The organism is Roseateles hydrophilus (assembly GCF_026712245.1).
In the GTDB taxonomy this organism is placed as follows: domain Bacteria; phylum Pseudomonadota; class Gammaproteobacteria; order Burkholderiales; family Burkholderiaceae_C; genus Pelomonas; species Pelomonas hydrophilus.
The window spans coordinates 526,752-540,487 of the sequence record NZ_JAPPUY010000004.1 but is presented as its reverse complement, the minus strand read 5'-3'; the positions used below and the strand labels follow the sequence as shown (position 1 = coordinate 540,487).

Genomic DNA, 13,736 nt, shown 5'->3' with positions numbered 1-13,736 from the left:
AAACCTTGTTTGGCCACCGGGCCCTGGTGGAGGGGCCGGAGGGTTCCGTGTGTCATCGCTCTGCCGCACCGCGCCGCCGACCGCCGCTTCACTTGGGGAAGCTGCCTGCCGGCTTCAGGATGCGTTGCATCGCCTGTGTGTGGCCCGTGGGCAAACCCGCCGGGCCCCGCGTTGTCGCCGCTAAAATCAAAAAAATCAAACACTTACGGCAGCAACGTGGTGAAAAGGATTATAGGGGCAGGCCCTGCGGCCCCGGCCACGGGGTTGACAGCCGCCCAGGGTACGGACAAACCCGTGGTCAGGCGGGTGCTTGTGGACGAGGGGTCGGCCGGCCAGCGGCTGGACAATTTTCTGCTGCGCGAGCTCAAAGGCGTGCCCAAGACGCATGTCTACCGCGTCATCCGCGCCGGTGAGGTGCGCGTGAACAAGGGCCGTGCGCAGGCCGACACGCGGCTGGAACTCGGCGACGAGGTGCGCATCCCGCCGGTGCGCGTGCCGGAGAAGGCCGAGGCGCCCGCGGTGCCGGCGCGAGAGTTCCCGGTGGTGTTCGAGGATGAGCACCTGCTGGTCATCGACAAGCCGGCCGGCGTGGCCGTGCACGGCGGCTCGGGCGTCAGCTACGGCGTCATCGAGGCGCTGCGCCGCGCGCGGCCAACGGCCAAGTTCCTGGAACTCGTGCACCGGCTGGACAAGGAGACCTCGGGCCTGCTGATGATCGCCAAGAAGCGCAGCGCACTCGTGAACCTGCAGGATCAGTTGCGCGAGCGAGAGACCGGCAAGACCTATGCCGCCTTGGTGTGGGGCGAGTGGCCGGCCAAGCTCAAGGTCATCGACGTGCCGCTGGTGAAGTTCATCGGCAGCGACGGCGAGCGCTGGGTGCGCCCCGGCAAGGCCGACGAGCCCGACGCCAAGCGGTCCATCAGCCTCGTCAAGGTCATGCAGAAGACGCCGCGCTTCAGCCTGCTGGACGTGACCATCAAGACCGGCCGCACGCACCAGATCCGCGTGCACCTGCAGCAGGCCGGCCACGCCATCGTGGGCGACCCGAAGTACGGCGACTTCGACAAGAACCGCGAGCTGGCCCGCGGGGCGGCCAAGTTCGACCGCATGTTCCTGCATGCACGACGGCTGACTTTCCAGCATCCGGCCACCGGTGAGACGGTGACCTGCGAAGCGCCTTTGCCGGCAGACTGCCAAGCCGTGCTGACCGCCTGACTCGCAGGCGCGAGGGTCAGAACACCTGCCCGACGTTGAGCAGCGTCAGCACGCCCAGCACCGCGAAGATGGCCGCCGCGATGCCATGGACCAGCGGCATGGAGACGCGCTTGGCGATGCGGTCGCCCAGGAAGACGGCGGGCGCGTTCGCCAGCATCATGCCTAGCGTGGTGCCCAGCACCACCTGCACCACCTCGGTGTAGCGGGCCGCCAGCGCGACGGTGGCGATCTGGGTCTTGTCGCCCATCTCCGCGAGGAAGAAGGCGATCACGGTCGTGCCGAACACGCCGAAGCGCCGGCCGCGCTGGGCCTCGTCGTCATCCAGCTTGTCGGGGATCAGCATCCAGCCGGCCATTGCGATGAAAGACAGGCCGACGACCCAGCGCAGCGCGTCCGGCCCCAGCGCCTGGGCCACCCAGCCGCCCAGCAGGCCGGCGGCGGCGTGGTTGAGCACGGTGGCCACGAAGATGCCCAGCAGGATGGGCAGCGGACGGCGGAAGGTGGCGGCCAGCACCATGGCCAGCAACTGCGTCTTGTCGCCCATTTCACCGAGCGCGACGACGCCCGTGGACACGAGGAATGCTTCCAAAACAATCTCCAAAGGGCCGAACGGAAACCAACGACCGCGCGCCTCCCGGCCCTTCCCGGAGGCAGTGCGGTCAAAGGTCTTGCCAGGCTGTTGGAGCTGCCTGCGCCATGGCCCATCGAGCCAAGTGTGTTGACGCAGGCTCCTGCAGGCGCAGGACGGCTACTCCCCAATGACGAGGGGCGCATTCTAGGCGCGCCGCGTGAAGGCTCGCGGGCTGCGCCGACAATGCGGCCATGAGCATGCGACCCCAACGCTTCGACCTGATCGCCTTTGACTGGGACGGCACCCTGTTCGACTCCACCGCGCTGATCGCGCGCAGCATCCAGCGCGCGGCGGTGGACATCGGCCTGCCCGAGCCGGAGTTCGAGCGTGCCAAGTACGTCATCGGCCTGGGCCTGCGCGATGCGCTGGAGCATGTGGTGCCCAACCTGCCGGCCGAGCGCTACCAGGAGTTGGGCCTGCGCTACCGCCACCACTACCTGGCGTCCGAGAACGATGTGACGCTGTTCGACGGCAGCCTGGCCATGCTGCAGGCGCTGAAGGCGCGCCACCACTGGCTGGCCGTGGCCACCGGCAAGAACCGCGTGGGCCTGGACCGCGTGCTGGCGCATGCCGAGCTGACCCGCATGTTCGACGCAACCCGCACCGCCGACGAGACGCGCTCCAAGCCGCATCCGCAGATGCTGCTGGAACTGATGCGCGAGTTCGGCGTGGAGCCCGAGCGCACGCTGATGATCGGCGACACCACGCATGACCTGCTGCTGGCCCAGAACGCCGGCGTGGCGAGCGTGGGCGTGAGCTTCGGTGCGCATGATCACGAGACCTTCGCCGCGCACAACCCGCTGTTCGTGGCCCACTCGACGCGCGAACTGCATGACTGGCTGATCACGCATGCCTGAGTCTGATCCACGGCCGCTGCAGCGCCTGTGCGCCTCAGCCGATCTGGCCGAGCGCGGCAAGGCGGTGAGCTTCGACGTCATCCAGTGGCGCGAGCCGGTGCGTGCCTTCGCACTGCGCTACGAGGGCCAGGCGGTGGCGTACCTGAACCGCTGCGCCCACGTGCCGACCGAGATGGACTGGCAGGAGGGTGAGTTCCTGGACCGCGACCGCCGCTACATCATGTGCAGCATCCACGGCGCGGCCTACGAGCCGCTGACGGGCCACTGCGTGATAGGCCCCTGCCAGCGCGGCCGCTTGACCAAGATCGAACTGACGGAGCGCGAGGGTGAGGTCTACTGGCACCCCACGCGCGACACCCAACCCGCTTTTGAAGACTGAGATGAGCAGCTCCTCCGACGACACCCTGCCGCCCCCGATGCCCGAGCCGGTCGGCGTCCCCGCCGCGCCGGCCGCCACGGCGGCGGCGCCCGCCGCGACGCCCAACGAGGTGCTGCTGGCGCAACTGGCGCGCGACTTCCTGCGCGAGCGGCGGCTGGAGCGGCGCTGGCGCACGGTGTTCCGGCTGTTCTGGCTGGGGCTGGCGGCGCTGCTGGTCTACAGCCTGTGGCAGCAGGGCCGGCATGTGACGCCGACGACCGTGCCGCACACGGCGCTGGTGGAGGTGCGCGGCGAGATCGCCGTGGACACCGAGGCCAGCGCAGAACTGCTGCTCGCGGCACTGAAGGATGCCTTCAAGGACGAGGCCGCGCAGGCCGTCGTGCTGCGCATCAACTCGCCTGGCGGCAGCCCGGTGCAGGCCGGCATCGTGCATGACGAGATCAAGCGGCTGAAGAAGCTGCACGGCAAGCCGGTGTACGCCGTGGTCGAGGAGATCTGCGCCTCGGGCGCCTACTACATTGCCGCGGCGGCCGACGAGATCTACGTGGACAAGGCCTCGGTGGTGGGCTCCATCGGCGTGCTGATGGACGGCTTCGGCTTCACCGGGCTGATGAGCAAGCTGGGCGTCGAGCGCCGGCTGCTGACAGCGGGTGACAACAAGGGCATGCTGGACCCGTTCAGCCCCGTCAACCCGCGCCAGCAGGCCTATGCCCAGGCCATGCTGGATCAGATCCACCATCAGTTCATCACGGTCGTTCGTGACGGCCGTGGCAAGCGGCTCAAGGAAACGCCGGAAACCTTCTCCGGCCTGTTCTGGAACGGCGAGCAGGCGGTGGCCATGGGGCTGGCCGACGACTACGGCAACCTCGACCATGTGGCCCGCGAGGTCGTCAAGGCCGAGGAGGTGATTGACTACACGCCGCGCGACAACGTCGCCGAGCGGCTGGTCAAGCGCTTCGGTGCCAGCGTGGGCGCGGGCGCGGTGCGGGCGCTGCGCGAGGTCGCGCCCATCCGCTGAGGCTCAGAGGGCGCGGCGACGGGCCAGGCCTGCAGCCGCCAGCGCCAAGCCGGCGAGCAGCAGCGAGGCCGGCTCGGGCAGTTGCTGCGTCGAGCCCGAGACCGGCGGGGTCGGCACACGCAGCGGCGCGTCATTGACCTGCACGCTGCTGTTCCAGTCCTTCACGATCACCTGGCCGTTGATCTGGCCCCAGCCCTGCGCGACGCTGGCCCGCGTGGCCAGCAGTGATGCGTTGATGCCGCCGTTGAGGATGACCTGCGTGGCGTCCGGCAGGTTGAACAAGACCTGACCCTTGTTGAAGCCGGTATACCCGTGGTTGCCGAAGTCCACGCTGCTGCCGTGGATGTTGATGAGGACCTGCGCGCCGTCGGCGAGGTTGTCGATCTGCAGATTGCGGGCGGCGTCGGCGGCCAGGATGTCGAACACGGCCAGCATCTGCCCGGCAGCGTCGAAGTGCAGCGTGCCCCATTGGTTGACGGCCGAGCCGGTGTTGGCGCGGGCATCCAGCGATTGCGACAGCGCCGTGAGCCGCTGCTGCTCGGTGGCGAAGGCGAAGCCCTCGCCGGTGGCGGGCGTGCCCATCAGGTTGCCGCTGCTGCTGGGCGTGTACTGGCCGCCCACGGTGGCGCCGCCCCAGATGGTGCCGTTGGTGAAGCTGAGGTTGCCGCCCACCACCAGGCCGGTGCCGGCATACAGCGCGGCGGCGCCGGTCTTGGTGTTGATCGAGTAGCCGTTGATGCTGGCATTGCCCCCCACGGCCACGCGGCCTTCCACGTCGCTGCTGGCCACGCTCATGTGGCCGAAGGCCAGCAGATTGAGGCTGGGGTCCAGGCCAAGGTTGATCGGCGCAGCATGGGCGGCGGCCGCGGCCGAGAGGGCGGTGAGGGCGAGCAGGCGGGTCAGGAAATGCATGGCCGGCAGTCTAGGAAGCGGCCCGCGATCGCGTCACGCCTCGACGCGGGGGTGGCCGATGCGTTTCGCGACGCAGTTCACGACCCACCCTGGCACTCCATCACGAAAAAGGCCGCAGCCGGTGAGGGCTGCGGCCTGCGCCGAGCGCGTTTGCGCTTACGGCGTCTTGGTGTCGGGCTTGGCGGCGACCTTCACGTCAGCGGCGACCTCGGCCTTCTTGACGGCGGCCTTGTCGGTCTTGGCAGCCGCCGGCTTGGCGGTTGCAGGCTTCGTCGCGGCCACGTCGGTTGCGGCGACGGCGGGTGCCGTCTTGGCAGCGGGTGCTGCGGTAGGGGCGGCGGTGGGGGCAGTCGCAGTCGCGGTCGCGGCGGGCGTGGCAGCCGGCGTTGCGGTGGGGGCCGGTGTGGCCGCAGTGGTGGCTGTCGCGGCGGCCTGGGCCATGGCAACGCCCGAGGCGAGCGTGATGAGGGCGGTGGCGATGGTGGTCTTCAGCGTGTTCATCAAAGTGCTCCTGGGAAGGTTTCGGGGGATTCGGCTTCGCGAAAGCTTGTGACCACAACGACCCCTCGGCGCCGCACGTTGACGGCGTTGCAAAGCCTTACACCCCGCGCAGAATCCGGGTCATGACTACCCCGCACCGCTTTGACTGGCGCACCGGCTATCTCAGCCAGCGCAGCCCCTTGTTCGCGCGCAACATCGTGTCCACCTCGCATCCGCTGGCGGCGCAGGCCGGCCTGCAGGTGATGCGCCAGGGGGGCAACGCGGTGGACGCAGCCATCGCCACGGCCGCCTGCATGACGCTGGTGGAGCCCTGCAGCAACGGCCTGGGCTCGGACGCGTTCTGCATCCTGTGGGACGGCCGGCAGTTGCACGGCCTGAACGCCTCGGGCCCGGCTCCGGCGGCCTGGACGCCGGGCTTCTTCGAGGGTCAGGTCATGCCCCGGCGCGGCTGGGGCTCGGTGACGGTGCCGGGCGCCGTGGGTGGCTGGGTGGCGCTCAGCGAGCGCTTCGGCCGGCTGCCGTTTGCCGACCTGATGCAGCCCGCCATCGAGATCGCCGAGCGCGGCTACGCCGTGCCGCCCATCGTGGCCGGCAAGTGGGCGATGGCGGCGGCCCTGCCCGAGCTCACTGGGCAGCCCGGTTTCGCGCAGGCGTTTCTGCCGCACGGCCGGGCCCCGGCCGTTGGGGAACTGTTCCGCTTCGCCGAGGCTGCGCGCAGCCTGCGCCTCATCGCCGAGACCCGCGGCGAGGCCTTCTACCGGGGCGAGATCGCGCAAGCGCTGGCCCGCTTCGCGCGTGACAACGGCGGGGCGCTGACCGAGGCCGACCTGGCCGCCTACCGGCCCGAGTGGGTCACGCCGCTGGCCAAGGACTTTGCGGGTCACACGCTGCACGAGATCCCGCCCAACGGCCAGGGCATCGCAGCGCAGATGGCGCTGGGCCTGCTGGCCCGTTGCCGCGTGACCGACCACGCGGTGGACAGCCCCGAGGCGCAGCACCTGATGATCGAGGCGATGAAGCTGGCCTTTGCCGATGTCTACCGCTTCGTCGCCGAGCCCGGCGCGATGACGGTCAGCCCGGCGCAGCTGCTGGATGACGACTACCTCGCGCAGCGCGCCAAGCTCATCGATCCCACGCGGGCGCAGGTCTTCGGCGCCGGCAACCCCGTCAAGGGCGGCACCATCTACCTGACGGCGGCCGACGAGTCCGGGATGATGGTGAGCTTCATCCAGAGCAACTACATGGGCTTCGGCTCGGGCCTGGTGTTGCCTGGTTATGGCGTGAGCCTGCAGAACCGTGGCCACTGCTTCACGCTGGAGGCGGGCCATCCCAATCAAGTAGCCCCGGGCAAGCGGCCGTTCCACACCATCATCCCCGCGTTCCTGACGAAGGACGGCGCCCCCGTCATGAGCTTCGGCGTCATGGGCGGCAACATGCAGCCTCAGGGCCACATGCAGACGCTGGTGCGCATGCTGAGCTACGGCCAGAACCCGCAGGCGGCCTGCGATGCGCCGCGCTGGCGTTTCAACGAGGGCCTGTCCATCAACGTGGAGCCGCACATGCCTGCGGCCACCATCCAGGGTCTGAGCGATCGCGGCCACCAGGTCGGCGACATCCACGACAGCTACCAGGACTTCGGAGCGGGCCAGTTCATCTGGCGGCTGGGCGACCCGGGCACGGCAGGCTATGTGGCGGCCAGCGACCCGCGCCGTGACGGTGCAGCGGTGGGGTGGTAGGCCGGGCGCCGCGAGCTTCGCGCGTGCGACAGCTGGCGCCTGACCACGCTGCTAGCATGGCACGCGTGACCAAGCTGCTCGATCTCGACTGACGCGCCTGCGCCGCGTCGCCGCGCCCCGCCGGGGCGCTTTTGCTCCGTCGAGCCTGCCAGTCCTTGCCGTCATGTTGTCCCGCCTGCGTTCCTTCTTCGCCCTCGCTCCCAACGACCTGCTGCGCGACGCCGTCTACCGGCGCCTGTGGACGTCCATCCTGTGCGCGTCGCTGGGCGGCCAGATCACGCTGCTGGCGCTGCCGCTGACGGCCGCCGTGCTGCTGGACGCCAGCCCCACGCAGATGGGCCTGCTGCAGGCGCTGGGCGTGCTGCCGTTCGCGCTGTTCTCGCTGCCCTCCGGCGTGCTGCTGGACCGGGTGCGCAAGCTGCCGGTCTACATCGTCGGCGAGGCCGTGCTGGCACTGGCTGTGGCATCCGTGCCGCTGGCGGCCTGGCTGGGCCTGCTGGGCATGCCGTGGCTGTATCTGGTCAGCTTCGTCATCGGCACCGTGCACACCACGGCGGGCAGCGCCGCGCAGATCGTGCTGACGCAGGTGGTGCCGCGCGAGCGCCTGGTGGAGGCGCATGCCAAGAACGCGCTGGCCTCGTCGGGCGCGGAGGTGGCCGGGCCGGGCCTCGCCGGCCTGCTGATCAAGCTGGTGGGTGCGCCGCTGGCGCTGGCGGTGGACGCGCTGATGCTGGCGCTGTCCGTGCTCATCCTGCGCGGCATCCGCGTCGAAGAGACGCTGCCCGTGCGCCAGGCGCAGGACTTCTGGCGCGAGCTGAAGGCCGGCCTGCATTTCGTGCGCGAGCGGCGGTTGCTGGTGACCATGGCCATGCTGATGGCCTGCTGGAACCTCTTCCACAACGCCGCGCTGGTGACGCAGATCCTGCTGGCCACGCGCGAGCTCAAGCTGGCGCCGCAGACGGTGGGCTGGTCCTACGTCGCCATCGGCGCCGGCACGGTGCTGGCTAGCGTGCTGGGCCACCGCATCAGCCGCCGCATGGGGCCCGGGCCCTGCCTGCTGCTGGGCTTTCTGCTGTGCGGCCTGGCCTGGCTGCAGCTGGCCTTTGCGCCGGCCGGCGGCTGGGGCGTGGCCAGCTTCGCGCTGATGCTGTTCACCTGGGGCGTCGGCGCGGTGCTGATGTTCATCAACTTCCTGTCGCTGCGCCAGGCCGTCACGCCCGCGCCCATGCTGGGCCGCATGACGAGCACCATGCGCTGGCTCATCCTGCTGCCGGCAGCACCCGGCGCGCTGCTGGGCGGCTGGCTGGGCGAGCACCTGGGCCTGCGCGCGGCGCTGGGCTTTGCCGGCGCGGGCTGCGTGCTGGTGGGGCTGTGGGCCTGGCGGCACCCGGTGCTGCGCAGCGTGCGCGAACTGCCCAAGCCGGTGGAGGTGGCCACGGCATGAGCGACCCGGTGCTGCTGGACGTGCCGGAGCGGCTGGACGGACCGCGCACGCTGCTGCTGATGCCGCGTGCCGGCGCAGGCGCCGAGATGGCGCTGGTGGTCACGCAGTCGCTGTCGCACCTGCGGCCGTGGATGGCCTGGGCGCAGGAGCCACCCTCGGCCGCCAGCGCCGAGGCCGTGGTGCGCCGCATGCATGCGGACTTCATCGCGCGGCGGGATCTCTGCTTTCACCTCCATGCCCGCCGCGCCGATGGCAGCCCGGGGCGGCTGCTGGGCGGCACGGGCCTGCACCGCATCGACTGGACGGTGCGCCGCTTCGAGATCGGCTACTGGATACGGCCCGATGCGGCCGGCCAGGGCCTGGTGGGCGAGGCCGTGCAGCTGTTGACGGCACTGGCCTTTGACCGGCTCGCGGCGCTGCGCGTGGAGATCCGCTGCGACGCGCGCAACACGCGCAGTCGCGCGGTGGCCGAGCGCGCGGGCTTCGCGCTGGAGGGCGTGCTGCGCCACGATGCGCTGGGTGTGGACGGCACGCCGCGCGACACCGCGGTCTACGCGCGCATCGCCGGCTGAGGTGCCATGAAAAACGGGCTCCGTCGGGAGCCCGTGTTCAAGCGGCGTGCGGCCGGTTCGACGATCACTCGGCCGGCTTGGCCTCGGCCTTGCGCTCGGTCGCGGCCTTGGCTGCGATGACGGGCTGGCCCTTGAGCTTGTTCAGCGCTTGTGCGAGCTGGAAGTCCTCCGTCGAGCCGAACTCCGGCAGCGGCTTGGGCGGTTCGGCGCGTTTGGCGTACTCGGCCTCCAGCTTGGCGCGTGCTTCCTCGCGGGCCTTCTGGCGGGCGTCGTTATCTTCGGGGCCGTTGGCGAGGTGCTTTTCCAGGTCGGCTTCGCGCGTGCGCAGTGCGGCGAAAACGTTGCCCTCGGCGGTCTCGTCCAGCAGCACGTCGGGCGTGATGCCCTTGGCCTGGATGGCGCGGCCCTGCGGCGTGAAGTAGCGGGCGGTGGTGATCTTCAGCGCGGTTTCCGGGCCGAGCTGGCGGATGGTCTGCACCGAGCCCTTGCCGAAGGTCTGGGCGCCCATGATGGTGGCGCGCTTGTGGTCCTGCAGTGCGCCGGCCACGATCTCGCTGGCGCTGGCCGAACCCTCGTTGACCAGCACCACCAGCGGCACGGTCTTCAGCGCGACGGGCAGGCGCTTGAGCGGGTCGTCACCGCCGCGGCGGCGGTAATCGTCGGGGTCGGCCTTGTAGGTGGCCTTGGACTCGGGGATCTGGCCGTTGGTGGACACCACCTCCACCCCCTTGGGCAGAAAGGCTGCCGAGATGGCCACGGCGCCTTCCAGCAGGCCACCGGGGTCGTTGCGCAGGTCCAGCACCAGGCCCTTGAGCTTGGGCTCTTGCTTGTAGATCTCCTCGACCTTCTTGACGAAGGCATCGACCGTCGGCTCCTGGAACTGGCTCACGCGAACCCAGGCGTAGCCGGGCTCCACCACCTTGGCGCGCACGCTCTGCACCTTGATTTCCTCGCGCACGATGGTGACGGGGAAGCTGCGGTTCTCCGCCTTGCGGTAGATGGTGAGATTGACCTTGGTGGCCGGGTCGCCGCGCATCTTCTTGACGGCCTGGTCGATGGACAGGCCGCGCACGGCGGTGTCGTCGATGCGGCTGATGAGGTCGCCGCTCTTCAGACCGGCGCGGAAGGCGGGCGAGCCTTCGATGGGCGAGACGATCTTGACCAGGCCGTCTTCCATGCCGATCTCGATGCCCACGCCGACGAACTTGCCGGACGTGCCTTCACGGAATTCCTTGAAGGACTTCTTGTCGAAGAACTGGGAATGCGGGTCCAGGCCGGACACCATGCCGGAGATGGCGTCGTTGATGAGCTTTTTCTCGTCGACCGGCTCGACGTACTCCGCCTTGACGAGTCCGAACACGGCGGCGAGCTGCTGCATTTCATCCAGCGGCAGCGGGGACAGGCTGCTGCGCGCATTGGCCTGCAGTTGCATGGTGGTCAGGCCACCCGCCAGCGCCCCCAGGGCCACCCAACCAGCGACTTTCAACTTCGAGCTCATGCGGCCGAGTCCTCTATCTGCGTGATCCTGTCGACACACCTTGACAGGTGGCCCGAGTGTAAGCGTGGGGGTGGCGGCAGACGGCCGATTTACCCGCCGGAAACCCTTCAGATACGGGCCGAATTGGCGGATTGGCCGGCTGTTGCGGCCGCCGCGCGGCCCCGGCCGGGTGCCGGAAGTCAGGCCGGGCAGCGGCCGTCAACAGCGCAGCTTCTGGCCCGCCAGCGTGCAGCTGGCCAGCGGCTGGCCCAGCGCGTCGTAGGCCTGCAGCCGCCAGCCCTGCGGCGTGGCGCTGAGCAGCGTGAAGCCGAAGTCGGTGTGGCTCTGGAAGGTTTCCACGCGGGCGCCAGGCAGTGGCTGTGCCTGCTGCGCGGTACGCGCGTCCAGGCGGCCCTCGGCGGCCGAGCCGCCATTGCCGATGACCAGGCTGGCCGGGTGGTTGCTGGCGAAGCCCAGCAGCTGGTGGATGTGCAGGTGGCCGTGCAGCGTGGCCTGCACGCCGGGCGGGAACAGGCGTCCGGGCTGGGCGTCCTGCAGCAGCGGCGTGAGGCCGGAGCGGGCTGGCTCGGGGCGGCCGCTGGTGCTGGGGCCGAAGGCCAGGCTGGGGTGGTGGCTGACGAACAGGCTCTGCGCACGCTGGCCCGCCAGCAGCGCCACCTGGTCGAGCTGCTCGCGCCAGCGCGTCCAGGCGCTCGAGCCGCGCGCTGGGGGTCGGCTGCCCACGTCGGCCGAGTCGAACACGATGAGCTGGCTGCGCGAGGACAGCGGCACGGCAAACGGCGCCGTGAAGTCGCCCTCGTCGACGCCGTCGGCGGCCGGCGCGCAGGCGCGGGCGGCGCCGGTCTGCGCGTCCAGGTAGCGCAGCCAGCCCTGGCCGGCGCGCCGGCAGGACTCGTGGTTGCCACGCACGAACACCCAGGGCGCAGCGGCCAGCAGCGCGCGGGCGGGGCGGAAGAAGTCGGCCTGCCAGGCGTCGTCGCCATAGCCCCAGGGGCTGGCGGCGCAGCCGGGCTGGCTGGCCGGGCAGGGGCTCTCGCGGTAGTGGTAGTCGCCCACGTGCACCACCAGGTCGGGCTTGAGCGCGACCGCGCGCGCCACGATGCGGGCGAAGGGCCACTGGCCAGGGTCGTTGCAGGGCTGCCAGGCGTCATCTGAGGCCTTCAAGCGGCAGCCCGTGTCGCCGATGACGACGATGCGGCGCAGTTCCCGCGCCGGTGCGCGCAGCGTGAACTGGCCCAACTGCACGCTGGCGACGCCCACCGGCCATGCGGCCTCGCAGGCCCGCAGCGTGAAGCTGGTGGGCTTGCGCTCGGGCTGGGTGTTGCCGGGCGGCGGCGGCACCTCGCCGGGCTCGCTGCGCGGTGTCATCGGGGCCTGGCCGCCGGCCCAGCTCAGCATGGGGCAGCTGGCCTCGTCGGTCAGGGCGCGCACCTGCCAGCCGGGGCCGGCCACGGCCTGCACCCAGGCTTGCTGTACGCCCAGCGGTACGGGCGCGGCGGGCGGTGCAGGCGGCGGCGGGTGGGCGCAGCCGGCCACGGCCAGCAGGGTGGTCAGGGCGGGCCCGGCCCAGAAACGCGCGCGATGAATCATGTGTCGATCAACTGTGTGAGCGGCGGGAGATTAGCGCCCGGCGCAGGGCGCGCGGCCGCTAGATTGCCGGCCACGCCCACTTCGCTGCCCGCCATGCCTCTCGCCCACCGTCTTGCCGTGCTTGCGCTGGCATTGTCCTCGTCGGCCTTCGCCGCCCAGATCGGCACCATCCCGCCTGCCGAGGCGCTGACCACCGCACGCGTGGCGGCCCTGCCTCTCGCCGAGCGGGCGGCCTGGCTGGCCTACCTGGCGCGCTCCGATGCGCAGCGCGCTGCCGACCGCGCTGCGCTGGCCGCCGAGCGCCAGGGCCTGGCCGAGCTGCCGGCGCCGCCGCAGAGCGGCAATGGCGCGGCCAGCATGCCGCTGGACCGGCCGACAGACTGGTACGCCAGCGAGCCCGCACGGGCCGTGGCCCGCAACATCCTGAGCTACCAGACGCCGGCCGGCGGCTGGGGCAAGAACCAGCCGCGCGACGCCGCGCCCCGCCAGCGTGGCCAGGCCTATGTGGCCGACGGCAACCCCAAGGCGCCGTCGCCGGGCGACTTCGACAAGCCCGGCCACTGGAGCTACGTGGGCACCATCGACAACGACGCGACGACCTGGGAGATCCGCTTCCTGGCGCGCATGGCGCAGGCGCACCCGGGCGACGCGGGCGCCGCCTACCGTCAGGCGGCCGAGCGCGGCCTGCGCTATCTGCTGGCGGCGCAGTACCCCAACGGCGGCTGGCCGCAGGTGTGGCCGCTGCAGGGCGGCTATCACGATGCCATCACGCTGAACGACAACGCCATGATCGACGTGATGGCGCTGCTGGGCATGGCGTCGCGCGGCGAGGCCGGCTTGGCCTTCCTGGGCGGCGCGCTGCGCGCCGAGCTGGCCGCGGCTGAGGCACGTGCGGTGCAGTTGCTGCTGGCCCTGCAGGTCCGCATCGACGGCCAGCCTGCGCTGTGGGCACAGCAGCACGACGTGCTGACGCTGGTGCCCACCTCGGCCCGCAACTACGAGCCGCCCGCGCTCAGCAGCGGCGAGAGCGCGCAGGTGCTGGCCTACCTGATGGCCATGCCCGCGCCGTCGCCGGCCGTCGTGGCGGCCGTGAAGGGTGGCGTGGCGATGCTCAAGCGCCTGGCGGTGCGCGACCGCGTCTGGGTGATGGTGGACGCGCAGCAGGGCAAGCGCCTCGTCGAGCAGCCCGGCGCCGGCCCGCTGTGGTCGCGCTACTACGACGCCGCCACGCTGAAGCCGGTGTTCGGCGACCGTGACAAGTCGCTGCACGACGACGTGCACGACATCAGCGCCGAGCGCCGCCGCGGCTATGCCTGGTGGGGCAGCTGGCCGCAGAAGACGCTGGACGCCTACGAGGCCTGGGCCCCGCGCTGAGCGCAGGGG

The 13,736-nt window shown here is 70.8% G+C and carries 13 protein-coding genes and 1 riboswitch; of the genes, 8 read left to right on the top strand and 5 right to left on the bottom strand.

Annotated elements, in window-relative coordinates; translation table 11 throughout:
• Positions 1–219: 219 nt before the first annotated feature.
• Positions 220–1,215: an RluA family pseudouridine synthase gene (locus NYO99_RS17470; RefSeq protein ID WP_422395516.1), complete on the top strand. Its 996-nt coding sequence runs from the start codon at positions 220–222 to the stop codon at positions 1,213–1,215.
• Between the two features lie 16 nt (positions 1,216–1,231).
• Here the strand turns inward: NYO99_RS17470 and NYO99_RS17465 are convergent, their stop codons facing one another.
• Entirely contained in the window at positions 1,232–1,804 is a 573-nt protein-coding gene (locus tag NYO99_RS17465; protein WP_268168529.1) for a TMEM165/GDT1 family protein, read from the bottom strand.
• A gap of 3 nt (positions 1,805–1,807) precedes the next feature.
• Positions 1,808–1,984, bottom strand: a riboswitch (yybP-ykoY riboswitch).
• Positions 1,985–2,037: 53 nt separating this feature from the next.
• On the opposite strand from NYO99_RS17465, the gene NYO99_RS17460 reads away from it, so the two are divergent.
• Genes NYO99_RS17460 through NYO99_RS17450 form a run of 3 tightly spaced genes read left to right on the top strand, consistent with a single transcriptional unit; the run spans position 2,038 to position 4,100 of the window.
• On the top strand, positions 2,038–2,703 hold the full coding sequence (locus tag NYO99_RS17460) for an HAD family hydrolase (RefSeq protein ID WP_268168528.1): 666 nt from the start codon (positions 2,038–2,040) through the stop codon (positions 2,701–2,703).
• Positions 2,696–3,082, top strand: coding sequence for a Rieske (2Fe-2S) protein (locus NYO99_RS17455; protein WP_268168527.1), 387 nt, complete (start codon positions 2,696–2,698; stop codon positions 3,080–3,082). The genes NYO99_RS17460 and NYO99_RS17455 overlap by 8 nt, the downstream gene beginning before the upstream one ends.
• A gap of 1 nt (position 3,083) precedes the next feature.
• Entirely contained in the window at positions 3,084–4,100 is a 1,017-nt protein-coding gene (locus NYO99_RS17450; RefSeq protein ID WP_268168526.1) for a S49 family peptidase, read from the top strand.
• Positions 4,101–4,103: 3 nt separating this feature from the next.
• Here NYO99_RS17450 and NYO99_RS17445 read toward each other — a convergent pair whose 3' ends face one another.
• Both NYO99_RS17445 and NYO99_RS17440 read right to left on the bottom strand, forming a co-directional pair.
• A complete protein-coding gene (locus NYO99_RS17445; RefSeq protein ID WP_268168525.1) occupies positions 4,104–5,012 on the bottom strand; it encodes a choice-of-anchor A family protein in 909 nt (302 codons plus the stop codon).
• Positions 5,013–5,168: 156 nt separating this feature from the next.
• Complete coding sequence (locus NYO99_RS17440) at positions 5,169–5,513, bottom strand: hypothetical protein (RefSeq protein ID WP_268168524.1); 345 nt, start codon at positions 5,511–5,513, stop codon at positions 5,169–5,171.
• Between the two features lie 122 nt (positions 5,514–5,635).
• Here NYO99_RS17440 and NYO99_RS17435 point away from each other — a divergent pair, with 122 nt between their 5' ends.
• From NYO99_RS17435 to NYO99_RS17425, 3 genes are all read left to right on the top strand, one after another.
• On the top strand, positions 5,636–7,249 hold the full coding sequence (locus NYO99_RS17435; protein WP_268168523.1) for a gamma-glutamyltransferase family protein: 1,614 nt from the start codon (positions 5,636–5,638) through the stop codon (positions 7,247–7,249).
• Between the two features lie 163 nt (positions 7,250–7,412).
• Positions 7,413–8,693, top strand: a complete 1,281-nt coding sequence (locus tag NYO99_RS17430) for an MFS transporter (RefSeq protein WP_268168522.1) — start codon at positions 7,413–7,415, stop codon at positions 8,691–8,693.
• The gene (locus tag NYO99_RS17425; protein WP_268168521.1) at positions 8,690–9,265 is read left to right on the top strand and encodes a GNAT family N-acetyltransferase; all 576 of its coding nucleotides are present in this window, start codon (positions 8,690–8,692) and stop codon (positions 9,263–9,265) included. Before NYO99_RS17430 ends, NYO99_RS17425 begins: the two co-directional genes overlap by 4 nt.
• 64 nt (positions 9,266–9,329) lie before the next feature.
• Here NYO99_RS17425 and NYO99_RS17420 read toward each other — a convergent pair whose 3' ends face one another.
• The gene (locus tag NYO99_RS17420; protein WP_268168520.1) at positions 9,330–10,763 is read right to left on the bottom strand and encodes a S41 family peptidase; all 1,434 of its coding nucleotides are present in this window, start codon (positions 10,761–10,763) and stop codon (positions 9,330–9,332) included.
• A gap of 198 nt (positions 10,764–10,961) precedes the next feature.
• Positions 10,962–12,353: a metallophosphoesterase family protein gene (locus NYO99_RS17415; RefSeq protein WP_268168519.1), complete on the bottom strand. Its 1,392-nt coding sequence runs from the start codon at positions 12,351–12,353 to the stop codon at positions 10,962–10,964.
• Between the two features lie 93 nt (positions 12,354–12,446).
• Here NYO99_RS17415 and pelA point away from each other — a divergent pair, with 93 nt between their 5' ends.
• Positions 12,447–13,727 carry a pectate lyase gene (gene pelA / locus NYO99_RS17410; protein WP_268168518.1) on the top strand — a complete coding sequence of 427 codons (1,281 nt, stop codon included), beginning with the start codon at positions 12,447–12,449 and terminating at the stop codon, positions 13,725–13,727.
• The last annotated feature ends 9 nt before the right edge of the window (positions 13,728–13,736 follow it).